Source organism: Streptomyces sp. NPDC012466, from assembly GCF_042955215.1.
In the GTDB taxonomy this organism is placed as follows: domain Bacteria; phylum Actinomycetota; class Actinomycetes; order Streptomycetales; family Streptomycetaceae; genus Streptomyces.
In genome coordinates, this window is the sequence record NZ_JBIBEQ010000002.1 from 922,134 (window position 1) to 944,244 (window position 22,111).

Consider the following 22,111-nt stretch of genomic DNA (forward strand, 5'->3'; position numbering starts at 1 on the left):
GCGGAGGCGACGTTCGTTTTACGGACAACCAAACGGTTGTCCCGTGGCCCCCTCCACCGGCCGTGCGGGCGCGTGCATATGTCCACTACGTGGACGTCATGACTCCGTGCGCCCCCTGTGCACCGCCCTTGTTGATTAGGTCACGCTTACCGCCGGTTCCGGTCGGGCACCCTGCCCGAGAGAATGTCGTTCGGCGGAACGCCCGGAAGCCGGCGCAAAGCCAGGCCGACACCCCCGTGGACCCCCACTTTCGAGGACATGATGGCCATGCCCCGTCCGACTGCCGCACAGCTCGCCTACGGTTCCTGCACCGTGATCTTCTCGACCCTCGCCATGCTGCTGCTGTCTCAGACGAGTTCGGGCGCGGGGATCGCGATCATCGCCGTCGCGGCGCTCGCCCTCGGACTGCTGGTAGCCCTGACGGTGCCACTGCCCGGCAAACGCCCGGCCGCGGTGGACCAGCCCGCCCCCCGGGAACCGGTACGGGCCTCCATCCCGGCGCCGGCCCAGGAGCCGGTACGCGAACGGGCGGCCTCCTGACCGCCCGTTTGATCCTTCGGTGCCGCCTTCTGGTCCCCGCCTGCCTCAATTGGTGCTGACCACGACCGTTTTGGCCGCCTTGTCGTGCAGGCCCTGCTTGTAGGGCCGGTCGAAGAAGCTCCAGCCACCCGAGATCGCGGTCCAGACGCAGGCGCAGCAGAAGGCGAACGGGATCCACAGCACCGCGGCGCGCACCAGCGCGTTCTGCGCGGAGGGCGTCGCGCCGTTGTCCAGGTTGGCCACGCGCAGGTGCAGCAGCTTCTTGCCGAGGGTCTGACCGGTCCTGGCGGTCATGACGGTGTCGTAGGCGATGTAGAGGACGGCGGCGACCGCCGACTGCCAGAACGACTTGCCGACCTCGATGCGGTCGCTGTCCACGTCGTACTCGTTGACGCCGAAGCCCCACGTGAGCAGCCAGACGACGACACCCACCAGGATCATGTCGATGATGCGGGCGAGCGTGCGCTTGCCGCTGTCGGCGAGCGGGGGCATGCCGGCGAGGGGGTCGGTCGGATAGGAGCCACCGCCGTACGGATCACCGCCATAGGGACCGCCGCCGGGAGGAACACCACCGCCGGGCGGGCCGCCGCCGAACCCGCCACCCGGGCCGCCCTGACCGCCCGGACCGCCGCCCCCGTACGGAGGGGGTTCGCTGCCGTAGGGCGAGCCCGTGCCCTCACCGGGCGGCTCGTTCGGGGGGCGCTTCCTGAACGGGTCGTCTTCCGGGGGCTGCTGACCGGAGCCGGGGGGCGGTTCACTGCTCATGGCCCGAGTCGACCGCGAACACCCGGCCTCCGCATCCGGCAGACGGCCGTCCGAGGGAGCTCAGCCGGCCACGAAGGTGTGCGCGGCCTTGTCGTGCCAGCACTGGCGCCAGGGCCGGTCGAAGAGGCACCAGGCGACACCGACGATCCCGACCACGAGCAGCCCGGGCACGCTGTAGACCAGCCAGCGGCGCAGGGCCGCGCCGAACTCCGGGGAGTCGTGGCCCTCGATGTCCCGGACTTCGAGACCCATCAGCTTCTTGCCGAGGGTGCGCCCCCACTTGGCGGTGGGCAGCACCTCGCAGAGGACACCGGCCAGCAGCAGCACCGCCAGGATGATGCCGAGGCAGACGGAGGTCGTGCCGTCGAGCAGCCAGACCGTGACGGTCTCGCCGGAGAGCCTGGCCGCGTCGATCTTCTCGTTGACGTGGTCGATCGCCTTGGTACCGAGCGGTACGGCGGCCACGGCGGTGAGGGCGGCGAGGACGACGGTGTCCAGCAGCCGGGCGGCCAGCCGCTTGCCGAGCCCGGCGGGGCGGGCTTCCGCCTGGCGCCGGGCGGCCGCCTGGAACACGTCCTCGACCGGCGGCTTCCAGGGCGCGACGGGCTGCTCGTCACCACCGCCGCCCCCGGCGAGCCGGTGCACCTGCTGCGCCCAGGACGACTGACCGCCGCCGGGGCCCGCGCTGAGAGGGGCGGCGGCGCCGGGCTGGGCACCGCCGGGCCCGCCGGACTGCGGAGGGACGGTGGGGGACGCCTGGGGCCCGGACAATGCCGTCGGAGCCGCCGCTGAAGCCGGCACGCCCACACCCGGCGCCTGCGCGGCGGCCCGGGCGGCAGCCGCCTTGCCCGCGCCGAAGCCGGGCCCCGACGCGCCGCTCCCGGAACCGGCCGGCCCGGCCTGCGCGCCGAAGGCGGGCCCCGACGGGCCCCCCACGGAGCCCGCCGGCCCGTGCTCACCGCCGAAGGCGGACGCCGCCGCGCCGCCGGCCGGCCCGAAGCCGCTGCCGGCCGCCCCGGCCTGCCCCGGGAAACCGGACGCCGCCGCGGCGCTTCCCGAACCGCCCGAGCCCGCCGGTCCGAAGCCGGAACCGGAGCCGCCGGAGTTGCCGACGGGACCCGCCCCGCGGTCCGGACCGCCCGGCGCCCCGGGAGCCTTCGAGCCGCCGCCGGCCGGACCCGTGCGCGAGGACACCGCGCGGAACGTCATCGTGCCGTCGTCCGGGGCATCGGCCGAGGACCCTCCCCCGGCGTTGCCCGTCGGGCGGCGGAACACGAACGTGCCGTCCCCCGCCGCGGCGTTCGGCTGGCCCGAGGGCGGGACGTCCGCGGTGCCGTCGGCGCGGGCGGACTCCCCGTCGGGCCGGCGGTCGGCGTGCGGCACCCTCGGGTCCCCGCTCGGTGCGCCCTGCTGGGGCGCGCCCTGCGCACCCTGCGGCGCGCCCCACGAGACCCGGCGGTCCTGGCCGCCGCCGAAGCCGGACTGGCGGGAGCGGTCGGCACCCCAGGCGGACGCGGGCTCGGGACGGCTGCCGTGCTGGGCGTCGGCGGCGGACGGTTCCGCGACCGGGTCCTCGTCGAAGAAGTGCGGACCGGTCTCCTCCACCGAGGCGGGCTGCGCGGCCCCCGCCCCGGGCGGCGGCGCGAGCGACTCGCCGTCCTTGGGCGCCGGACGGCTGGTGCCCGGCACCCAGGAGGCACCGTTCCAGTACCGGACATATCCAGGAATGGACGGGTCCGGGTAATACCCTTCGCGGGGCCTGTCGTCACCGGGGGCCGGGGTTGGGGCGCTCATGTCCGTCGTCCCGTATCTGCTCGGGGGCCAAATGGGGGCCTCCACATCTATCAGACGAGCGCAAGCCCCACCGCCGCTCCCACGGGACCCGCCCCTTTCGAGCACCGATGTGCTACGCCCCTGCGAAAAAAAACTTCCGGCAAGGCGCGTAATGCCGCGGCCCCTGTCCGCTCTCTCCCCCTGACCGGCCCTCGCGGGCAGCCGTCAGGAGAAGGGAACACTGCCATGCACACCGTGGTGGAGCGGGAACTGGAGCTGAAACTCGTCCTGTCGCCGGAGCGCAGGATCCCGGTGCCGGCCCGGCTCGGGTACCTCACCGACGACCCCTACGCCGTCCACATCACCTTCCACATCGACACCGAGCACCCCGTGTACTGGACGTTCGCCCGGGAGCTGCTGGTGGAGGGCGTGTTCCGGCCGTGCGGGCAGGGGGACGTGCGGGTGTGGCCGACGAAGACCGAGGGGCGCAGCGTCGTGCTGATGGCGCTGAGCTCACCCCACGGGGACGCCCTGCTTCAGGCCCCGGCGGCGGCGGTGTCGGCCTGGCTGGAAAGGACGCTGCGGGTGGTCCCGCCGGGGACGGAGGGTGAGCAGCTCGGCCTCGACGACGAGCTGGCCCAGCTGCTCGCCCGGTGAGGGCCCGGGCCTCAGAAGAGCTTTCCCGGGTTCAGGATGTTCAGCGGGTCGAAGGCCTGCTTGACGGCCCGCTGCATCTCCATGCCCACGGGGCCGATCTCGCGCGCCAGCCACTCCTTCTTCAGCACGCCGACGCCGTGCTCGCCGGTGATGGTGCCGCCGAGTTGCAGGCCGAGGGCCATGATCTCGTCGAAGGACTCGCGGGCGCGCCGGGACTCGTCCGGGTCAGCGGGGTCGAAGCAGACCGTCGGATGGGTGTTGCCGTCGCCCGCGTGGGCGACGACGCCGATGGTGAGCTGGTACTTCCCGGCGATCCGGTCGACGCCTTCGAGCATTTCGGCGAGCCGGGAGCGCGGCACACACACGTCGTCGATCATCGTCACGCCCTTGACCGCCTCCAGTGCGGTGAGCGACAACCGCCGTGCCTGGAGGAGCAGTTCGGACTCGGCCACGTCGTCGGCGGGGACGACCTGGGTGGCGCCGGCCGCCTCGCACAGCGCGCCGACGGCGGCCAGGTCGGCGGCCGGGGCGGTGGTGTCGAACGCGGCCAGGAGCAGGGCCTCGGTGGTCTCGGGGAGGCCCATGTGCGCCATGGCGTTGACGGCCTTGACCGTCGTACGGTCCATGAGTTCGAGGAGTGACGGGACGTGGCCGCCCTCCATGATGCGGCACACGGCGTCGCAAGCGGCTGCCGCGGAGGCGAACTCGGCGGCCAGCACCAGCTGCTCGGGCGGCTTGGGGCGCAGCCCGAGGACGGCTCGTACGACGATGCCGAGCGAGCCCTCGGAGCCGACGAACAGGCGGGTCAGGTCGTACCCGGCGACGCCCTTGGCGGTGCGGCGGCCGGTGGACATCAGGCGGCCGTCGGCGAGGACGACGTCGAGACCGAGGACGTACTCGGCGGTCACCCCGTACTTCACGCAGCACAGGCCGCCGGAGGCGGTGCCGATGTTGCCGCCGATGGTGCACATCTCCCAGCTGGAGGGATCCGGCGGGTAGTACAGGCCGTGTTCGCCGACGGCCCGGGACAGGGCGGCGTTGATCACTCCGGGTTCGACGACGGCGATGCGGTCGACCGGGTTGATCTCCAGGATCCGGTCCATCTTCGTCAGGGAGAGCACGATGCAGCCGTCGGAGGCGTTGGCGGCGCCGGACAGGCCGGTGCGGGCGCCCTGCGGGACGACCGGGACGCGCAGGGCGGTGGCGGTGCGCATCACGTGCTGCACCTGCTCGGTCGTGCGGGGCAGTACGACGACGGCCGGGGTGCCGGCCGGGCAGAAGCTCGCCATGTCGTTGGCGTAGGAGGCCGTGACCTCGGGGTCGGTGAGGACCGCCTCGGCGGGAAGGCCGCCGAGCAGGAGGCCGGCCAGGTGGGAGGTCGTTTCGTCGCCGGGCGCTTCGATACGGCTCATGATCACAGGTTCGCACCCGGGGCCATCGGTGTGAACCCCGTCGGCGGCACCCTTCACCTGCCCGGGTGTGGTCGTCGTACTGACGCACAGTGAGCGGCATGGAGAAGCAGCAGGAGGGTCCGGTGCGGCGGGAGAGCGGCTCGAAGCGCCGCGTGCTCAACCGCCCGGTGCTGATCGCCTCCGTCGCGGGGTGTGCCGTGCTGGGCGGGGTGCTGGTGCTGCTGCCGTGGGAGCGGCCCGCCGAGCCCGCCCCGCCGTCGCCGGGAGCACAGGCCATGGCCGCGGTCGGCGACGGGGTGCCGGCCGCGCTGCCCGGCCTGGCGGAGCTGATCGACGAGCGGGAGAAGGCCGTGCGGGCCCGTCCGCGCGACGCGACGTCCTGGGCGGTGCTCGGGGCGGCCTATGTGGAGCAGGGGCGGCGTCTGGCGGACCCGGCCTCCTACCCGCGCGCGGAGCACGCGCTACGGACGTCGCTGACGGTGCGCCCGCAGCGCAACACCCGGGCCCTGGCCGGGCTGGCCGCGCTGTCGAACGCCCGCCGGGACTTCCGTGCCGCGCGCCGGTGGGGCGAGGCGGCGCTGAAGCTGGAGCCGCGACGGTGGACGACGTATCCGCTGCTCATCGACGCCTACACCGGGCTCGGCGAGCACAAGGCGGCCAAGCGGACGCTGGACCGGCTGACCGAGCTGCGCTCCGGCCCGGCCGTGCTCGCGCGGGCCGCGGCCGTGTACCGGGACCGGGGCTGGCGGGAGGACGCGGCGGCCGCGCTGGCGGACGCGGCGGCGGGCGCGCGGGCCCCCGCCGAGCGGGCGGCCTACCTGGAGCGGACCGGGCAGCTGGCCTGGGAGCGCGGGGACCCCGAGGTCGCGCTGCGGCACTTCCGGGAGGCGGTCCGGCTCGACCCCGACCAGCGGGCCGCGCAGGCGGGGCAGGGCCGGGCGCTGGCGGCCCTCGGCCGGACGACGGAGGCCCTGAACGCCTACCGGGTGGCCCTCGCCGGGCAGCCGTGCCCGCGGTACGCCCTGGAACTGGGCGAGTTGTACGAGTCGCTGGGCATGCCGGAAGCGGCCCGGGTGCAGTACGACCTGCTGCGGGAGCGGGTGCGGGCCGCTGCCGCGGGCGGGGCGGACGAGGAACTGGTGCTGGGCCGGTTCGAGGCCGACCACGGCGATCCGGAGGCGGCGGTGCGGCGGCTGCGGGCGGAGTGGAGGCGCCAGCCCGGGACGGAGGTCGCCGACGCGCTGGGCTGGGCGCTGTACCGGGCCGGGGAGCCGGAGAAGGCCCTGCGGTTCGCGCTGGCGGCGACGGACTCCGAGCGCGGGGGCGGGGTGCGCGACGCGGTGTCCATGTACCACCGGGGCGTGATCGAGCGGGAGCTGAAGCGCTACGGCGCGGCCCGCCGGCACCTCGCGGAGGCTCTGCGGATCAACCCGCGCTTCTCTCCCCTGCACGCGCGTGCGGCCCGGGAGGCGTCGCAGGAGCTGGGGGAACCGCCGGACGAGGATGTTCCGGAGATGGCCGGGCCATGAGTGCGTGCGGGTGCCCCGTGACACCCGCACGCACTCGGTGGGGCGATCGGGTCACAGGTTGCCGCGGCGGGCCTGCTCGCGCTCGATCGCCTCGAACAGGGCCTTGAAGTTGCCCTTGCCGAAGCCCATCGAGCCGTGGCGCTCGATGATCTCGAAGAAGACGGTCGGGCGGTCCTGGACCGGCTTGGTGAAGATCTGCAGCAGGTAGCCGTCCTCGTCGCGGTCGGCGAGGATCTTCAGTTCGCGCAGGGTGTCGATCGGGACGCGGGTCTCGCCGACCCACTCCCCGAGCGTGTCGTAGTAGGAGTCGGGCGTGTTGAGGAACTCGACGCCGGCCGCCCGCATCGTGCGGACCGTCTGGACGATGTCGCCCGTGTTGAGGGCGATGTGCTGCACGCCCGCGCCGCCGTAGAACTCCAGGTACTCGTCGATCTGGGACTTCTTCTTGGCGATGGCCGGCTCGTTGATCGGGAACTTGACCTTGAGCGTGCCGTCGGCGACGACCTTGGACATCAGCGCGCTGTACTCGGTGGCGATGTCGTCGCCCACGAACTCCTTCATGTTCGTGAAGCCCATGACCTTGTTGTAGAAGCCGACCCACTCGTTCATGCGGCCGAGTTCGACGTTGCCGACGCAGTGGTCGATCGCCTGGAAGGTGCGCTGGGCGGGCGGCTCGACGATCGGCTTGGCCGCGACGTAGCCGGGCAGGTAGGGGCCGTCGTAGCCGGAGCGCTCGACGAGGGTGTGGCGGGTCTCGCCGTAGGTGGCGATGGCGGCCAGGACGACCGTGCCGTGCTCGTCCTTCTGCTCGTACGGCTCGGCGACCGAGCGGGCGCCGTGCTCCAGGGCGTAGGCGTAGGCGGCGCGCGCGTCCGGGACCTCGATGGCGAGGTCGACGACGCCGTCGCCGTGCTCGGCCACGTGCTGCGCGAGGAAGTGGCCCCACTCGGTGGAGGGCTTGATGACCGAGGTGAGGACGAAGCGGGCGGAGCCGTTCTCCAGCACGTAAGCAGCGGTCTCGCGGCTGCCGTTCTCCGGTCCGGAGTAGGCGACCAGCTTCATGCCGAAGGCGGTGGAGTAGTAGTGCGCCGCCTGCTTGGCGTTGCCCACGGCGAAGACGACCGCGTCCATTCCCTTGACCGGGAAGGGGTCGGCCTGCCGGGCGGTGTCGGGAGTGTGGTGTGTGGTCTGCGTCATAGCCGCAGGGTCTCCCTGACCGGCAAGGTGCGCAATAGTTTGCGTTTCTGCTGGGCAATCTGTTCAGCAATACGGCCGTATCGGCGGCCCTTCTGTACAGGATGACCATGCCGGGAGGCTGCTGTGGCGATCGATCATCTGGACGGCCGGATCATCCTGCTGCTCGCCAGGGAGCCGCGGATCGGGGTGCTGGAGATGTCCCGGCGGCTGGGCGTGGCCCGCGGCACCGTGCAGGCCCGGCTGGACCGGCTTCAGTCGAACGGAGTCATCCGGGGGTTCGGTCCGCAGGTGGATCCGGCCGCGCTCGGTTACCCGGTCACGGCGTTCGCGACGCTCCAGATCCGGCAGGGCCAAGGCGCCGACGTACGGGCCCACTTGGCGACCGTGCCGGAGGTGCTGGAGCTGCACACCACCACCGGCACCGGGGACATGCTGTGCCGGCTCGTGGCCCGCTCGAACGCCGATCTCCAGCGTGTGATCGACCGGGTCGTCGGTTTTGATGGCATCGTCCGGGCCTCCACGGCGATCGTCATGGAGAACCCCGTTCCGCTGCGGATCATCCCGCTCGTGGAGCAGGCCGCGGAGGAGACCTGAGTCGTGGGGTGAGCGCGTGTGAACTTCTGGGAGTACCTGGTCAGCCGGCACCAGCAGCTGCTCACGGACGCCTACCAGCACGCGAGCGCCGTCTTCCAGTGCATGGTCGTCGCGACCGCGCTCGGGGTCCTGATCGGTGTCGCCACCTACCGCAGCGAGTGGGCCGGGAACCTCGCGACCACGACCACCGCCACCATCCTGACCGTGCCGGCGCTCGCCCTGATCGGTCTGCTCATCCCGGTCGTGGGTCTCGGCGTGCCGCCGACCGTGATCGCGCTGACGCTGTACGGGCTGCTGCCGGTCGTACGCAACGCGATCGTCGGGCTGCGCGGCGTCGACCCGACGCTGGTGGACGCCGCCACGGGCATCGGCATGTCCCGGCCGGCCCGGCTGCTGCGGGTCGAGCTGCCGCTGGCCTGGCCGCCGATCCTGACCGGGATCCGGGTCTCCACCCAGATGCTGATGGGCATCGCGGCCATCGCGGCGTACGCCTCCGGGCCCGGTCTCGGCAACGTCATCTTCCGCGGCCTCGCCTCGCTGGGCAGCGCCAACGCGCTCAACCAGGTCCTCGCGGGGACGCTCGGCATCATCGTCCTGGCGTTGCTGTTCGACGCCGCGTACGTCCTGATCGGACGGCTGACCATTCCCAGGGGGATCCGTGCCTGAGACCGGCGACCACGGTGCCTCCATCGAGCTGGAGGGCCTGACCAAGCGCTACCCCGGCAGTGCGCAGCCGGCCGTGGACAACGTGAGCATGGAGATCAAGGCGGGCGAGGTCGTCGTCTTCGTCGGCCCGTCGGGCTGCGGGAAGTCGACCACGCTCAAGATGATCAACCGCCTGATCGAGCCGACCGGCGGCCGCATCCGCATCGGCGGCGAGGACGTCACCGACATGGACCCGGTCAAGCTGCGCCGCAAGGTGGGCTACGCCATCCAGTCCGCCGGGCTCTTCCCGCACATGACGGTCGCGCAGAACATCGGGATCGTCCCGAAGATGATCGGCTGGCCCAGGGCACGGATCAAGGAGCGGACGGAGGAGCTGCTCGACCTCGTCGGCCTGGACCCCGGGGAGTTCCACGGCCGCTACCCGCGTCAGCTCTCGGGCGGGCAGCAGCAGCGCGTGGGCGTGGCCCGGGCCCTGGCCGCCGATCCCCCGGTGCTGCTGATGGACGAGCCGTTCGGGGCGGTGGACCCCATCACCCGGGACCACCTCCAGGACGAGCTGATCCGGTTGCAGCACGAACTGCACAAGACGATCGTCTTCGTCACCCACGACTTCGACGAGGCGATCAAGATCGGCGACCGGATCGCCGTACTGCGCGAGCGGTCGCACATCGCCCAGTTCGACACCCCCGAGGCGATCCTGACGAACCCGGCGGACGACTTCGTGTCCGGGTTCGTGGGGGCCGGTGCGGCGCTGAAGCGGCTGAACCTGACCCGGGTACGGGACGTGGAGATCACCGACTATCCGACGGTCACGGTCGACGACCCGTTGCAGCAGATCTTCAACCGGCTGCGCACCAGCGGCAGCAACGAGATCCTGCTGCTCGACCGGCGCGGACGCCCCTACAAGTGGCTGCGGCGCGGCGATCTGATGCGGGCCCGGGGCTCGCTGGCCCGCGCCGGGACCCTGGTGCACGACACCGTCACCCGCGACGCGACCCTGCGGGACGCCCTGGAGGCCGTGCTCACCGACAACGCGGGGCGGGTGGCGGTGACCGGGCGGCGCGGCGAGTACACGGGCGTCGTCGACATGGAGACCCTCATCAACTCCGTGCACGAGATGCTGGAGGCCGACCGGCTCGACGCGATGGAGCACCAGCACGAACTGGAGTCGCTGCGGGCCGCGCAGACGCACGCGGAGCAGGAGGGGGCCGCGGGGCCGGCGACCGTGAGCGGCCCGGGAGGGGAACGGTGACGGCCACGGAGGCCGAGGAGACCTCCGGGCCTCTCGAGGAGGCCGAGGCATCCCCACCGGAGCGCCGGCCCGTCCGCCTCACCTGGCAGAAGCTGACGTTCCTGCCGGTCGCCCTGATCGCCGTGCTGCTCGCCACCTGGCTGTGGTTCCAGCAGGCCGACCTGGACGCGCTCACCCGCAACGCCCTGTCGGGCGGCCAGGTCTCCAAGGCGCTGTGGCAGCACATCCAACTGACCGTGATCTCCACGTTCTTCGTGCTCGTCATCGCGATCCCGCTGGGCATCCTGCTGACCCGCGGGGCGGTGAGCAGGGCCACCCCGGTGGCGATGGCCTTCGCCAACATGGGCCAGGCGACCCCGGCGATCGGCCTGCTGGCCCTCCTGGTGATCTGGCTGGGCATCGGCCGCAGGGCCGCCCTGATCGGCATCATCGTCTACGCCATCCTGCCCGTGCTCTCCAACACGATCACCGGCCTGAAGGCGAACGACCCGACCCTGCTGGAGGCGGCCCGCGGCATCGGCATGTCCCCGTGGGGGGTGCTGGCGCGGGTGGAACTCCCCCTGGCCGTCCCGCTGATCCTCGCGGGTGTGCGCACGGCCCTCGTCCTGAACGTCGGTACGGCGACCCTGGCGGTCTTCGGCGGGGGCGGCGGCCTCGGCGTGCTGATCACGACCGGCATCACCAACCAGCGGATGCCGGTGCTGGTGCTGGGATCGGTCCTCACGGTGGTGCTGGCCCTGCTGGTGGACTGGCTGGCGTCGATCGCCGAACTGCTGCTGCGGCCGCGGGGGCTGCGGCCATGAGGCGGCGTACGTGCCTGTCGGCGGCGGGCCTGCTGCTGACGGCGGCCGGCTGCGGGCTGACCAGCGGCTCCCCCTTGACCGACGATGTGGAGCCGGGCTCGATCGGCCGGGGCGAGCCGCTGAAGGGCGCCCATCTGACGGTGACGTCGAAGTCGTTCACCGAGCAGCTGATCCTCGGCGCGGTCATGGGCATCGCCTTCGAGGCGGCCGGCGCGGACGTGATCGACCGCACCGGCATCCAGGGTTCCATCGGCAGCCGCGAGGCGGTGCGCAAGGGCGACGCGGACGCCGGGTACGAGTACACGGGCACGGCCTGGATCACGTACCTCGGGCACGGCGAGCCGATCACCGATCCGCGGGCGCAGTGGGAGGCGGTGAAGAAGGAGGACGCGGGGAACGGGCTGGTCTGGCTGCCGCCCTCGGAGCTCGACAACACGTACGCGCTGGCGATGAACCGGCAGAACGCGAAGAAGTACGGCGCGAAGACCATGTCGGACGTGGCGAAGCTGGCGAAGTCCGACCCGGGGGCCGTGAAGCTGTGCGTGGAGGTCGAGTTCGCGAACCGGGCGGACGGGTTGCCGGGCATGCAGAAGGCCTACGGCATGAACGTCCCCGCCCGGAACATCACCCAGATGGACACCGGCATCATCTACACCCAGACCGACAAGGGCAGTTGCACGTTCGGCGAGGTGTTCACCACCGACGGGCGCATCAAGTCCATGAACCTCGCGGTCATGGCGGACGACAGGAAGTTCTTCCCCAACTACAACGCCGCGCCGATGATCAACGCGAAGACGCTGAAGGAGTGGCCGGCGATCGCGGACGTCCTGAACCCGGTGACGGCGAAGCTGAACAACTCCGTGGCGCGGACGCTGAACGCGAAGGTGGATGTGGACGGGGAGGATCCCCATCAGGTGGCGTTGGACTGGCTGATGCAGGAGGGGTTCGTCAAGGACTAGTCCAGGGTGTCACGCGAGTTGCAAAGAACCCCTTGCAAGGATTCCTTTGCACAGATAGCTTTGCATCATGCCCGAAGCCCAGAACCCTCAGGTACGGCACCTCGACGCCCGGTCCCTGCGCGGACTCGCCCACCCCTTGCGCATGCAGCTGCTGGACGCCCTGCGCTTCGGCGGCCCCGCCACCGCCTCGCAGCTGGCCGAGAAGCTGGGCGAGTCCAGCGGCGCCACGAGCTACCACCTGCGCCAGCTCGCGGAGTACGGCTTCGTCGAGGACGCCCCCGAGCGGGGCAAGGGACGCGAGCGTTGGTGGCAGGCGATCCACCGGGGGCTCCACTTCGACGACGCCTTGCTCAAGGACTCGGACCCGGCCGTACGCGGGGCGGCGGACATGTACCTCCACGAGAGCGCCACCACGCAGACCCGGGAACTGTCGACGTGGCTGGGCAACCGTGACTCATGGCCCGAGGAATGGAGCAGTTCCTGGGACATGAGCAGCGCCACGCTGCGACTGACCCCCGAGCTGACGCTGGAGCTCATCCACAAGATGCACGCGCTGATCGAGACCTACCGCGACCGCACGGCCGCCGAGGACACCCCTGGCGCCGAGCAGGTCCGCTTCCACACCCACGCCTTCCCCATCAGGACGGACTGAGATGCACCCCGACATCCACCTCACCCTGCACCACGCCCGCGCCGCCGAACTCCGTGCCGAAGCCGGAGCCACGGGGCCCGTCAGGCCCACTCCCGCTCACGACCTCCGCACCCGCCTCGGCTGGACCCTCATAGAAGTCGGGTTACGGCTCGCCACCCGGCCGGGGACAGCGGCCACCGCCCACTAACAACTCGGCACGGACCCCTTGCCCGTCTCCAGGGCCACCAGGGAACTCACCGTGCCCTTGAGGGTGGTCACCGGAATCAGCCGCAGGCCCTTCGGCAGCTCGGCACGCGCGTCCGCGCACTCCGCCTTGGGCACCAGGAACACCGTCGCACCGTCCCGCTTCGCGGCCTGCGTCTTGAGGGCGACGCCCCCCACCGCGCCGACCCGGCCGGTCGCGTCGATCGTGCCCGTACCGGCGATGACCCGGCCGCCCGTGAGATCGCCACCCGTGCCGTCGCCGTCGAGCTTGTCGATGATCCCGAGGGAGAAGAGCAGCCCCGCACTGGGCCCGCCCACATCCGCGAGCTTCAGGCTGACCTCGACGTCCTTGTCGTCGAGACCGAGGTACCCCAGCGCGGCCCGCGTCGCCGCGTCCTGGGACTCCTTCATCTGCTTCTCGTTGTGCCGCTCGATCTCCTTGACGCTGTTCCCGCTCGGGTAGACGGAGTCGCGCGGCATCACCGCCTGGTCGGTGCGGAACCAGCTGTCGATGACGTCGGGGAGCGAGACGCGGGTGCCCGGGGAGGTCGCCTCGATGGTGGTCATCCGCAGCTGGCCCCGGGTGTCCCGGACCGGCGCCCCGGAGATGGTGATCACCTCCGTGCCCTTGTTCTCGCCCAGCACGTTCGCCGTCAGCCCCGGCTGCGCCACCGAGAACGGCAACGGCGCGAACACCGCCGTGGCGAACAGGGCCACGACGGGCAGGGCGCAGACGGCGATGGCCTGGGGGCGCGTGAGGCGAGAGAACACGGGATCAATCTAACGCGGGCGTGCGGTACGCCCGGGATCAGGGCGCCGGGGGCCCTCCCCCGCGACTCGGCGTCCGTCAGCGCAGCGCCTCCGCGACCTCCCGGGCCGCGTCGACGACCCGCGGTCCCACCCGCTCCGGCACCGCCTCCGCCAGCATCACCACGCCCACGCTGCCCTCGACGCCCGTCACGCCGAGCAGCGGCGCCGCCGCCCCGCACGCGCCCGCCTCCAGCTCCCCGTGGGTCAGGGTGTAGCCGGGGCCGGCCATCGGGTGCTGCCGGGCCCCGAGGATCGCCTTGCCGGCGGCGCCCCGGTCCAGCGGGTGCCGGAACCCGGCCCGGTAGGCGACGTGATAGTCCGTCCAGGTCGGCTCCACGACGGCCACCGCGAGCGCGTCCGCGCCGTCGACCAGGGTCAGATGCGCCGTCGCGCCGATGTCCTCGGCCAGCGATCGCAGCGCCGGCATCGCGGCCTCCCGCACCAGCGGATGGACCTGCCGCCCCAGCCGCAGCACCCCGAGCCCGACCCGGGCACGTCCTCCGAGGTCACGGCGTATGAGGGCGTGCTGTTCCAGCGTCGCGAGCAACCGGTACACAACGGTCCGGTTCACTCCGAGCCGGAGGGAGAGCTCGGTCACGGTGAGCCCGTGATCCGTGTCGGCGAGCAGCTTGAGGACACGCAGTCCCCGGTCGAGCGTCTGGGAGGTCTCCGCGGTCACGACGCCCACTCCTTCAGTGGTGAGGTCGGCGGCCCCTCGGTCGGCGGATGCGTCACCGAGTCCCGTCGGTCACGCGCTTCAGAGGCCGCCGAGCGGCCGGCGGCCCGGCCTGTCCGGACCGCGTCGCTTCACGGCTGCGCTCCGCGGCGGCGCTGCCACGGGGCGTGTGCGTAGCCGGACAGTAGCGAAGCAGGTTCGCTGAGCGGAAGTCTCCGTCCAGAATCCGGGCACAGCTCGGGACGGACTGGCTCTGTTTGCCCGGATACGTACAACACCGGGCTCGTCACGCCCCACGGAGCACGCACGACACCCACACATGCGGAACGGGCCGGGCATGGCCCGGCCCGGTGACGACGCCGCCCGGCGTCACTTCATCCGCGTGGCCCACTCCTGCACCTTGGCGATCCGCTGCTTCAACTGCCCCGCCGTCGCCTCGGCCGCCGGAGGCCCACCGCACACGCGCCGCAGCTCCGTGTGGATCACTCCGTGCGGCTTGCCGCTCTGGTGGACGTACGCGCCGACCATCGTGTTGAGCTGCCGCCGCAGCTCCATCATCTCCTTGTGGGAGACCACCGGCCGCCGCTCGGCCGGCACTTCGAGCAGGTCGGCTTCCTCGTCCGGCTTCTTGCGGCTGTGCGCGATCTGCCGGGCCTGCCGCTTCTGCAGCAGCAGCTGCACCTGGTCGGGCTCGAGCAGCCCCGGGATGCCGAGGTAGTCCTGCTCCTCCTCGCTGCCCGGGTGGGCCTGCATGCCGAACTCGGCGCCGTTGTACATGACCCGGTCGAAGACGGCCTCGGACTCCAGTGCCTCGAAGGAGAACTGCTCCTGCTCGCCGGTGTCCTCGTCCTGCTCCCGGTTCGCCTCGTCCATCTCCTTCTCGGACTCGGCGTAGGGGTCCTCCTCGCCCCCCTTCTTGGGCTTGTCGAGGACGTGGTCGCGCTCGCGCTCCATCTCGTTGGCGAAGGAGAGCAGGTCGGGCACGGTCGGCAGGAACACCGAGGCGGTCTCGCCGCGCCGCCGGGACCGCACGAAACGCCCGACGGCCTGCGCGAAGAAGAGCGGCGTGGAGATGGTGGTGGCGTACACGCCCACCGCCAGGCGCGGTACGTCGACGCCCTCGGACACCATCCGCACCGCGACCATCCACCGGTCGTTGTTCGCGCTGAACTCGTCGATCCGCTCGGAGGCGCCGGAGTCGTCGGACAGCACCAGGGTCGCCTTGCTGCCGGTGATGTCCCGGATGAGCTTGGCGTAGGCGCGCGCCGAGTCCTGGTCGGAGGCGATGACGAGGGCGCCGGCGTCCGGGATGGCCTTCCTGACCTCGGTCAGCCGCTGGTCGGCCGCCCGCAGCACGGAGGGCATCCACTCACCGCGCGGGTCGAGTGCGGTCCGCCACGCCTGGCTGATGGCGTCCTTCGTCATGGGCTCGCCGAGGCGGGCGGCGATCTCGTCACCGGCCTTGGTGCGCCAGCGCATGTTGCCGCTGTAGGAGAGGAAGATGACCGGCCGGACGACATTGTCGGCGAGCGCGTTGCCGTACCCGTAGGTGTAGTCGGCCGCCGAGCGCCGGATGCCGTCGTTGCCCTCCTCGTACGTGACGAAGGGGATGGGGTTGGTGTCGGACCGGAAGGGTGTACCGGTCAGCGCGAGCCGGCGGGTCGCGGGCTCGAACGCCTCCAGGCAGGCCTCGCCCCAGGACTTGCTGTCACCGGCGTGGTGGATCTCGTCGAGGATGACGAGGGTCTTGCGCTGCTCGACGCGGTTGCGGTGCAGCATGGGCCGGACGCCGACACCGGCGTACGTCACGGCGATGCCGTGGTACTCCCGGCCGAGCGGCCCGGCGCTGTACTCCGGGTCGAGCTTGATCCCTATCCGGGCGGCGGCCTCGGCCCACTGCTTCTTCAGGTGCTCGGTCGGGGCCACCACGGTCACCTGCTGCACGACGTGGTGGTGGAGCAGCCAGGAGGCCAGCGTCAGCGCGAAGGTCGTCTTGCCGGCGCCGGGGGTGGCGACCGCCAGGAAGTCCCGCGGCTGCTCCTGGATGTACTTCTCCATCGCGCCCTGCTGCCAGGCGCGGAGCTTGCTGGCGGTACCCCACGGGGCGCGGCCGGGGAACGCCGGGGACAGGTGGTGCGAGGCAGTGCTGGTGCCGGCGGTGGTAGTCACGGTCTCCGTTGGGGGTCGGGCGGCTCGTGCGAGGGAGCCTGACGGCTCGGCTACGTATGACAACCGGGCCACCCTACCGGCGCCTCGAGCCCACCCACGCGCGGACCGGGCCGGGTCACCGGTGGGTGGGACCGACGTCACAACCCCCGCAAGCGCACCGCGATCCTCCCGACCTCCGCCTCGGCCCCGGAGGCCACGTCGACGACCAGCGCATAGGCCGCGTCCTGGTCCACCCCGGCCGGGTCGACGCCGTTGAGGGCGAGGAAGGTGGCGGTGGCCAGCCAGGCGGTGCGCTTGTTCCCGTCGACGAGGGGATGGTTGGCGGCGAGCGCGTGCAGCAGGGCGGCCGCCTGCTCGTACAGGTCGTCGTAGGCGGCCGTGCCGAACATCCGGGCGCGGGGGCGGTGCACGGCGGAGGCGAGCAGCCCGGGAGCGCGCGCCTCGGGCGGCCGCCCGCCGAAGGCGACCTCGGCGATGGCGGTGACCTCGTCGACGGTCAGGTAGCGGGTCATTCGCCGAGCCTCCGCAGCAGCTCGGCGTGGTGCCGCGCGAGCCCTTCAGCGACGGCACGCACGCGTCCGCCCTCCTCGCGCAGGTGTCCGCGTACGGCGTCCCGCACCACCTCTTCGGGCGTGCGGCCCTGCGCGTCCGCGAGGTCGTCGAGGGCCGAGCGCAGGGCGGGGTCGAGGGGCAGCACGAGGTGGGACATGCGCAGAGGCTACGGCGGGCGATCACGGTGTGACGACCGCTTTACCGCTCCCCTGGGGCCCACGCCCCCCGTCCGCCGTCCCCGTCTGCCATCCGCCGGTCCCCGTCTGCCGGTCCCCGTCTGCCGGTCCCCGTCTGCCATCCGCCGGTCCCCGTCTGCCGTCCGCCGGTCCCCGTCCGCCGCCCGCCGGTCCCCGTCCGCCGCCCGCCGTCCGCCCCGGATCTACGGTCGCCGTTCCCGCAGCCGTGTCGACACCCAGGCCCCGGCCAGCGCCACCACCGCCATCGGCAGGAACACCGCGGTGAAGGCGGCCGGGTGGGAGCCGGAGGTGTGGGTGGCCGTGTGGGTCACCGTGCCGCCGCCCAGCGCGGCGAAGGCGGCGCCTCCGGCGGACAGCAGGACGACGTTGGACAGGCCGTCGGAGATCTGGAGGGCGGCGGAGTTGGTGCCGGCCTCCTCGGGGGCGGACAGCTTGAGCAGCAGCACGCTCGTGGAGGAGATCACGAGCCCCATCCCGAAGCAGCCGAAGGCCCAGGCGACGGCCACGGTCCAGACGGGCACGGTGTCGACCAGCACACTCGGGGCCGTGGCGATGGCCGCGGCCACCAGCAGCATCCCGACCGTGGCCAGCCGCTCCCGGTACGGCTCCACCCGCGGCCGTGACTGCACCCACGAGCCCAGCGCCCACGTCCCGCCGCCCGCGGCGAGCGAGAACCCGGCCAGGGTCGGACTGAGCCCGCGCTGCGTGACCAGCATCAGCGGTACGAACGACTCGGCGGCGATGAACGACCCGGCGGCCACACCGCGCAACAGCACGACGGACGGCAGCCCGCGGGCGGCCCGGTACGTGCCGCGCGGCAGCAGCCCGAGCACGGCCGGCACGAGCAGGGCCACACCCACGGCACCGGGCAGGAGCGAGAGCGGACGCAAGTCCTGGGCGGCGTACTGGAGCAGCCCGGCCCCCAGGGAGACGGCCAGGGCAAGCCGAATGCGCCGGCGGTCGACGGAGGCGGGCGCGGAGGCCGCCGGGGCGGGCGGGAGGTCTGCCCGGGTGGCTGCGAAGTCTGCCGTCGCGGGCGGGAGGTTTGCGGGCGCGGGCAGGTCCCCCGTCCCGGCCGGGTCTGCCGTCCGGGCCGGGTCCGCCGTCAGAGCCGGGTCCACCGGGACAGGCCGGTCGGCCAGGGCCGTGCGTTCCGCCGGGACGGGCAGATCCGACGGCAAGGGCGGATCCACCCGGGCCGGCAGATCCGAGTGGGCCGGCAGATCCGAGTCGGCCGGCAGATCCGAGTGGGCCGGCCGGTCCGCCCGGGCGGGCAGGTCCGTCGTGGGGGAACTCCCCGACTGGGCGGACCTGTTGGCGGTCCCTCCCGCCGGTCCCGACGCCCGACGTCGGATCTGCGGCAGCGCGAGCGCGAGCGGGAAGACGACGAGCACGGGTATCCCCACGAACACCCACCGCCACCCCAACTGCTCGGTCACCGTGCCGGCCGCGAGAGGGCCGACGACCGAGGGCAGCACCCAGCTCGCGGCGAAGGCGGCCATGATGGCGGGCCGCAGCCGCTCCGGATACGCCCGCCCGACGACGACGTACAGCGCGACGATCACCAGCCCGCCGCCGAACCCCTGCACGGCCCGCCCCAGGATGAACACCCACATCGTCCCGGCGGTCCCCGACAGCAGCAGCCCGGCCCCGAAGGAGGCGATACCGGTCGTCAACGGCCCGAGGGGGCCGCTCCGGTCCGACCACTGCCCGGAGAGCACCATCCCGAACAGGCTGGTCGTGAAGTACCCCGAGAACGCGAAGGCGTACAGGGACACCCCGTCCAGTTCCCGGGCCGCGACAGGCATCGCCGTGCCGACGGCGGTCGCCTCGAAGGCGATGAGCAGCACGACGGAGACGATCCCCACACTCAACGCCCGGTGGGCCGCCCCCAGCACGCCCTCTTCCCGCTCGGCCACGGAGGGCGGACCAGCGGCTTCCCGGACATCGGCATCACGCGGCTTCGGGACGGTCATGCCCGCCAGCGTAAGGTGCACGCCCGTCTGTGACCCCTGTCCCGAGACGGTCTCCGCCTGAGACCTTGGTCGTACACCCCTCTTCTCGGCCACCCCTTTCATGAACCGCGTGTGGCAGTCACATTGCAGCCCACCCGACACCTCTTGAGCCCCATGCCCGGCCGACCTACGGTCACTACACCGAGTTCGAACACGGCACTTGCGCGGGTCCGGATCCCGCCACGGCAGTGGAACGCCGAACTCGATCACGGCCGTGTGCCCGAGTGGTTCAGGGGCTCGCCTGCAAAGCGAGTTACGTGGGTTCGAATCCCGCCACGGCCTCCAGCGCTAACCCGCCGAGCAAAGGCCGCCGCTCGGGCAGAACATGACCCACGTGTGGTTGTAACCGGTTCGCACCGTCACGGGGTTCGGTGAGGGGCCGTCGTTGACGTAGGACCCCGTATCGGGTGTGGCGGTGAAGGTGACCGTCGTTCCGACCTCGAAGCTCGCGGTGCAGGTGCCGGTCGGGTTCGGCTGCGGGTCTTCGGAGGCGTACGGGTCCCACGCCTCCTGGTGGCAGTTGATCCCGGCGGGCTGGCTGGTGATGGTGCCGCCGCCCCAGCCGTCGCTGACGTACGCGGTCAGTTGAGCGGTGGACTGAGCCTGGGCCGGGGCTACGGAGGCGATCGCGGCGGCCGTGGCAAGTGCGGTGACGACTCCCGCCGCGCGCCGGACTCCGCTTCTGTTCTTCCTCATGGGAGGCTCCTCGGTCGATCCATGCCGACCCCTTCGACCAGTCTATTGGCCCTCTCGGGGATCTGCCGATGTCAGCCGGCGTCGGGAAGGGGTACCGGGCCGGGATCCTCGTCGGCCCTTCGTCGGGCTCGGCGCGCGTTCTCCGCGCGTACGGCCTCCAGCCATCGCCGGAGGCCGGCTTCCTCCAGGCTCAGGCCGGGGCAGGTGATGCGGTGCGGTACGTGGCACACGGCTCCTGGGGCGGGCTCGTCCTGACGGCTGTTCCACGCCGTGCCGTTGGAGTCCACGTACCAGCGGTGCCAGGCGGGCACCATGTGCGCCGGTACCCGCATGTCCGGTTCGAGGAGGACGTGCCGGCCGTAGTAGGTGACACGCCGTTCACCGGACAGCCCGCAGTGGGGGCAGCGGGGCGGAGCGGGCGGCTCGGGCCCGGTGGCGCCTTCCCGCACGGCCTGGGCCCGGTCGGTCTTCTCCCACGGCTGTGGTGCGTCCGGTGGCCGCTGCCGGTGTCCGTCCGGGTCGGGTAACGGGATGATGCTCCATTCGCCTGTGTCCCCCATGGGCCGAGCATGGGCGCGGGTCCAGGAGGGGGGAAGGGCGCGTTCAAGGCGCAACGGGGCAATCCGCCAGGGGTGTCCGGGCCCGTTTCACCGCTGGGGGAGGTCGCGCACAACCCCGCGTGCCTCTCAGGTGTCCAGGACATGACCGGTAGCCCATGCTCCGGTCGTCGTGCCTTCCGGGGCCGACGAGGAATTCCGACGAGGAGAACCCCGTGCACCTCCGCCCCTCGGCAGCCGTCCTGGCCGCTGCCGTGATCGCCGTCGCCGGTCCCGCTGTCGCCGCGCCCCTGGCGCACGCGGAGGAGGGCGGGCCCGGGCTGGTCGTGTCGGCCCTGCCGTCCGCGACTCCCGAGCCGGGTGAGGTGTACGACAAGTCCGTCACCCTCACCAACAAGGGCACGGCCGCGGTGGACGGGGTCGCCTTCCGGGTGCGTCTGACGCGGGGGCTGGACTTCCCCGAGCAGGTGGCGGGCTGCACCTACTCGACCGTCAAGGACCAGGTGCGGCAGGCGCTCTGCGAGCTCGACACGGTCATCGAACCCGGTGCCTCCGTCACCACGCCCGTCCGGTTCAAGGCGCTGGACAACGCGCTGATGGAGGCCGTCGAGTACGGCACGAGCGCGAGCGGTGAGGCGCCGGGCGAGGGGTTCGACGACAGCTACCGGCGGCTGACCCTGACCGCGGACAACACCGCCGACCTCGTCGCGGTCGGCGAGGAGACCGAGGCGCTGGCCGGCGGGGAGCAGTCGGTCACGGCGACCCTGCGCAACGACGGCCCCGGCTGGGTGCAGAACCAGGAGAGCGACGACCTTCCGGCCCTGCTGGTGCAGATCCCGACGGGCACCGTGGCCGTCGGTGTGCCGAAGGACTGCGCGCCGTTCGGGATCGACGGGCCGAGCGGACCGCAGGGGACCCCGGGCAAGCCCAAGTACGTGTGCTGGCCGCAGAACGGGACCCTCGACGCCGGCCAGTCCCTCATGTACACCTTCACACTGAAGATCAAGAAAACGGCGCAGGATCCCGAGGGCCAGGTCAAGGCGTCGTCCGTCTATGACATCGCCCCCGTGTACGACAAGAACCGCGCCAACAACACCGCCCTGATCAGCATCGACCTGCCGAGCGACAACGAGCCCGGGCCGCACCCCTCGGACGGCGCCGACGGCGGCTCCGGCGACGGCGGGAACGGCAACGACCCGGAGGGTCAGGCCGCCGGGGGCACGGGCGCCACGGCTTCCCCTTCGGCGTCGGCCCCGGCCGGCACCACCTCCGGCGGCTCCACCGGCACCACGACCGGCAGTACGACCGGCGGAAACCTCGCCGCCACCGGCTCCGACGGCACCCCGCTGCTCGCCGGTGCGGCGGCCGCCGCCGCGGTGATCGGCGGCGGCCTGGTGTTCGTCGTGCGCCGCCGCACCGCCTCCGGGTCCGCCTGA

General features: G+C 72.3%; 23 protein-coding genes and 1 tRNA gene. 12 read left to right on the forward strand and 12 right to left on the reverse strand.

Annotated features, from left to right (window positions below):
• Positions 1 to 261 precede the first annotated feature (261 nt).
• The gene (locus tag ACFY9E_RS11770) at positions 262 to 540 is read left to right on the forward strand and encodes a hypothetical protein (RefSeq protein WP_390982084.1); all 279 of its coding nucleotides are present in this window, start codon (positions 262 to 264) and stop codon (positions 538 to 540) included.
• 45 nt (positions 541 to 585) lie between these two features.
• On the opposite strand, the gene ACFY9E_RS11775 is transcribed toward ACFY9E_RS11770, so the two are convergent.
• Together ACFY9E_RS11775 and ACFY9E_RS11780 are read right to left on the reverse strand one after the other, a co-directional pair.
• A complete protein-coding gene (locus tag ACFY9E_RS11775; RefSeq protein WP_390981765.1) occupies positions 586 to 1,305 on the reverse strand; it encodes an RDD family protein in 720 nt (239 codons plus the stop codon).
• A 60-nt stretch (positions 1,306 to 1,365) separates the two neighbouring features.
• On the reverse strand, positions 1,366 to 3,099 hold the full coding sequence (locus tag ACFY9E_RS11780; protein ID WP_390981767.1) for an RDD family protein: 1,734 nt from the start codon (positions 3,097 to 3,099) through the stop codon (positions 1,366 to 1,368).
• A gap of 225 nt (positions 3,100 to 3,324) precedes the next feature.
• On the opposite strand from ACFY9E_RS11780, the gene ACFY9E_RS11785 reads away from it, so the two are divergent.
• Positions 3,325 to 3,735, forward strand: coding sequence for an SsgA family sporulation/cell division regulator (locus ACFY9E_RS11785; RefSeq protein ID WP_390981770.1), 411 nt, complete (start codon positions 3,325 to 3,327; stop codon positions 3,733 to 3,735).
• Positions 3,736 to 3,746: 11 nt separating this feature from the next.
• Here ACFY9E_RS11785 and ACFY9E_RS11790 read toward each other — a convergent pair whose 3' ends face one another.
• A complete protein-coding gene (locus ACFY9E_RS11790) occupies positions 3,747 to 5,153 on the reverse strand; it encodes an FAD-linked oxidase C-terminal domain-containing protein (protein ID WP_390981773.1) in 1,407 nt (468 codons plus the stop codon).
• Between the two features lie 83 nt (positions 5,154 to 5,236).
• Between ACFY9E_RS11790 and ACFY9E_RS11795 the strand changes: the two genes are divergently transcribed.
• The gene (locus ACFY9E_RS11795) at positions 5,237 to 6,676 is read left to right on the forward strand and encodes a tetratricopeptide repeat protein (RefSeq protein ID WP_390981776.1); all 1,440 of its coding nucleotides are present in this window, start codon (positions 5,237 to 5,239) and stop codon (positions 6,674 to 6,676) included.
• A 51-nt stretch (positions 6,677 to 6,727) separates the two neighbouring features.
• Here the strand turns inward: ACFY9E_RS11795 and hppD are convergent, their stop codons facing one another.
• Entirely contained in the window at positions 6,728 to 7,873 is a 1,146-nt protein-coding gene (hppD, locus tag ACFY9E_RS11800; RefSeq protein WP_390981778.1) for a 4-hydroxyphenylpyruvate dioxygenase, read from the reverse strand.
• A gap of 123 nt (positions 7,874 to 7,996) precedes the next feature.
• Here hppD and ACFY9E_RS11805 point away from each other — a divergent pair, with 123 nt between their 5' ends.
• The 7 genes from ACFY9E_RS11805 (at position 7,997) to ACFY9E_RS11835 (ending at position 12,986) form a co-directional block, all read left to right on the forward strand.
• Positions 7,997 to 8,467, forward strand: a complete 471-nt coding sequence (locus ACFY9E_RS11805; protein WP_390981781.1) for an Lrp/AsnC ligand binding domain-containing protein — start codon at positions 7,997 to 7,999, stop codon at positions 8,465 to 8,467.
• Positions 8,468 to 8,485: 18 nt separating this feature from the next.
• Positions 8,486 to 9,133, forward strand: a complete 648-nt coding sequence (locus ACFY9E_RS11810) for an ABC transporter permease subunit (RefSeq protein WP_390981784.1) — start codon at positions 8,486 to 8,488, stop codon at positions 9,131 to 9,133.
• On the forward strand, positions 9,126 to 10,385 hold the full coding sequence (locus tag ACFY9E_RS11815; protein ID WP_390981786.1) for a betaine/proline/choline family ABC transporter ATP-binding protein: 1,260 nt from the start codon (positions 9,126 to 9,128) through the stop codon (positions 10,383 to 10,385). Before ACFY9E_RS11810 ends, ACFY9E_RS11815 begins: the two co-directional genes overlap by 8 nt.
• Positions 10,382 to 11,188, forward strand: a complete 807-nt coding sequence (locus tag ACFY9E_RS11820) for an ABC transporter permease subunit (protein WP_390981788.1) — start codon at positions 10,382 to 10,384, stop codon at positions 11,186 to 11,188. Before ACFY9E_RS11815 ends, ACFY9E_RS11820 begins: the two co-directional genes overlap by 4 nt.
• Positions 11,185 to 12,147, forward strand: coding sequence for a glycine betaine ABC transporter substrate-binding protein (locus ACFY9E_RS11825; protein WP_390981790.1), 963 nt, complete (start codon positions 11,185 to 11,187; stop codon positions 12,145 to 12,147). Before ACFY9E_RS11820 ends, ACFY9E_RS11825 begins: the two co-directional genes overlap by 4 nt.
• Positions 12,148 to 12,214: 67 nt before the next feature.
• Complete coding sequence (locus ACFY9E_RS11830) at positions 12,215 to 12,799, forward strand: helix-turn-helix domain-containing protein (RefSeq protein ID WP_390981792.1); 585 nt, start codon at positions 12,215 to 12,217, stop codon at positions 12,797 to 12,799.
• Between the two features lies 1 nt (position 12,800).
• Positions 12,801 to 12,986 carry a hypothetical protein gene (locus ACFY9E_RS11835; protein ID WP_390981793.1) on the forward strand — a complete coding sequence of 62 codons (186 nt, stop codon included), beginning with the start codon at positions 12,801 to 12,803 and terminating at the stop codon, positions 12,984 to 12,986.
• On the opposite strand, the gene ACFY9E_RS11840 is transcribed toward ACFY9E_RS11835, so the two are convergent.
• The 6 genes from ACFY9E_RS11840 to ACFY9E_RS11865 form a co-directional block, all read right to left on the reverse strand.
• Positions 12,983 to 13,774, reverse strand: a complete 792-nt coding sequence (locus tag ACFY9E_RS11840; RefSeq protein WP_390981796.1) for a S16 family serine protease — start codon at positions 13,772 to 13,774, stop codon at positions 12,983 to 12,985. The genes ACFY9E_RS11835 and ACFY9E_RS11840 overlap by 4 nt on opposite strands.
• 76 nt (positions 13,775 to 13,850) lie before the next feature.
• Complete coding sequence (locus tag ACFY9E_RS11845) at positions 13,851 to 14,492, reverse strand: IclR family transcriptional regulator (RefSeq protein ID WP_283972987.1); 642 nt, start codon at positions 14,490 to 14,492, stop codon at positions 13,851 to 13,853.
• A 366-nt stretch (positions 14,493 to 14,858) separates the two neighbouring features.
• Positions 14,859 to 16,658, reverse strand: a complete 1,800-nt coding sequence (locus tag ACFY9E_RS11850) for a DEAD/DEAH box helicase family protein (protein ID WP_390981798.1) — start codon at positions 16,656 to 16,658, stop codon at positions 14,859 to 14,861.
• A gap of 137 nt (positions 16,659 to 16,795) precedes the next feature.
• Positions 16,796 to 17,170 carry a type II toxin-antitoxin system death-on-curing family toxin gene (locus tag ACFY9E_RS11855; protein ID WP_390981801.1) on the reverse strand — a complete coding sequence of 125 codons (375 nt, stop codon included), beginning with the start codon at positions 17,168 to 17,170 and terminating at the stop codon, positions 16,796 to 16,798.
• On the reverse strand, positions 17,167 to 17,367 hold the full coding sequence (locus ACFY9E_RS11860) for a hypothetical protein (protein WP_390981802.1): 201 nt from the start codon (positions 17,365 to 17,367) through the stop codon (positions 17,167 to 17,169). The genes ACFY9E_RS11855 and ACFY9E_RS11860 overlap by 4 nt, the downstream gene beginning before the upstream one ends.
• Before the next feature lie 222 nt (positions 17,368 to 17,589).
• A complete protein-coding gene (locus ACFY9E_RS11865; RefSeq protein ID WP_390981805.1) occupies positions 17,590 to 19,383 on the reverse strand; it encodes an MFS transporter in 1,794 nt (597 codons plus the stop codon).
• Between the two features lie 249 nt (positions 19,384 to 19,632).
• On the opposite strand from ACFY9E_RS11865, the gene ACFY9E_RS11870 reads away from it, so the two are divergent.
• Positions 19,633 to 19,707 (forward strand) — tRNA-Cys (locus ACFY9E_RS11870).
• A gap of 3 nt (positions 19,708 to 19,710) precedes the next feature.
• On the opposite strand, the gene ACFY9E_RS11875 is transcribed toward ACFY9E_RS11870, so the two are convergent.
• Together ACFY9E_RS11875 and ACFY9E_RS11880 are read right to left on the reverse strand one after the other, a co-directional pair.
• Positions 19,711 to 20,118 carry a hypothetical protein gene (locus ACFY9E_RS11875; protein ID WP_390981808.1) on the reverse strand — a complete coding sequence of 136 codons (408 nt, stop codon included), beginning with the start codon at positions 20,116 to 20,118 and terminating at the stop codon, positions 19,711 to 19,713.
• A 71-nt stretch (positions 20,119 to 20,189) separates the two neighbouring features.
• Positions 20,190 to 20,678 (reverse strand): DUF6083 domain-containing protein, encoded by a 489-nt coding sequence (locus tag ACFY9E_RS11880; RefSeq protein WP_390981811.1) that lies wholly within the window; start codon positions 20,676 to 20,678, stop codon positions 20,190 to 20,192.
• A gap of 212 nt (positions 20,679 to 20,890) precedes the next feature.
• Here ACFY9E_RS11880 and ACFY9E_RS11885 point away from each other — a divergent pair, with 212 nt between their 5' ends.
• Positions 20,891 to 22,111: an LAETG motif-containing sortase-dependent surface protein gene (locus ACFY9E_RS11885; RefSeq protein WP_390981813.1), complete on the forward strand. Its 1,221-nt coding sequence runs from the start codon at positions 20,891 to 20,893 to the stop codon at positions 22,109 to 22,111.

Bases quoted from the DNA above. Each gene is read 5' to 3' on its own strand.
- ACFY9E_RS11770 (WP_390982084.1), top strand. From the start codon at position 262: ATGGCCATGCCCCGTCCGACTGCCGCACAGCTCGCCTACGGTTCCTGC.
- ACFY9E_RS11775 (WP_390981765.1), bottom strand. From the start codon at position 1,305: ATGAGCAGTGAACCGCCCCCCGGCTCCGGTCAGCAGCCCCCGGAAGAC.
- ACFY9E_RS11835 (WP_390981793.1), top strand. From the start codon at position 12,801: ATGCACCCCGACATCCACCTCACCCTGCACCACGCCCGCGCCGCCGAA.
- ACFY9E_RS11830 (WP_390981792.1), top strand. From the start codon at position 12,215: ATGCCCGAAGCCCAGAACCCTCAGGTACGGCACCTCGACGCCCGGTCC.
- ACFY9E_RS11825 (WP_390981790.1), top strand. From the start codon at position 11,185: ATGAGGCGGCGTACGTGCCTGTCGGCGGCGGGCCTGCTGCTGACGGCG.
- ACFY9E_RS11865 (WP_390981805.1), bottom strand. From the start codon at position 19,383: ATGACCGTCCCGAAGCCGCGTGATGCCGATGTCCGGGAAGCCGCTGGT.
- ACFY9E_RS11780 (WP_390981767.1), bottom strand. From the start codon at position 3,099: ATGAGCGCCCCAACCCCGGCCCCCGGTGACGACAGGCCCCGCGAAGGG.
- ACFY9E_RS11880 (WP_390981811.1), bottom strand. From the start codon at position 20,678: ATGGGGGACACAGGCGAATGGAGCATCATCCCGTTACCCGACCCGGAC.
- hppD (WP_390981778.1), bottom strand. From the start codon at position 7,873: ATGACGCAGACCACACACCACACTCCCGACACCGCCCGGCAGGCCGAC.
- ACFY9E_RS11875 (WP_390981808.1), bottom strand. From the start codon at position 20,118: ATGAGGAAGAACAGAAGCGGAGTCCGGCGCGCGGCGGGAGTCGTCACC.
- ACFY9E_RS11860 (WP_390981802.1), bottom strand. From the start codon at position 17,367: ATGTCCCACCTCGTGCTGCCCCTCGACCCCGCCCTGCGCTCGGCCCTC.
- ACFY9E_RS11855 (WP_390981801.1), bottom strand. From the start codon at position 17,170: ATGACCCGCTACCTGACCGTCGACGAGGTCACCGCCATCGCCGAGGTC.
- ACFY9E_RS11785 (WP_390981770.1), top strand. From the start codon at position 3,325: ATGCACACCGTGGTGGAGCGGGAACTGGAGCTGAAACTCGTCCTGTCG.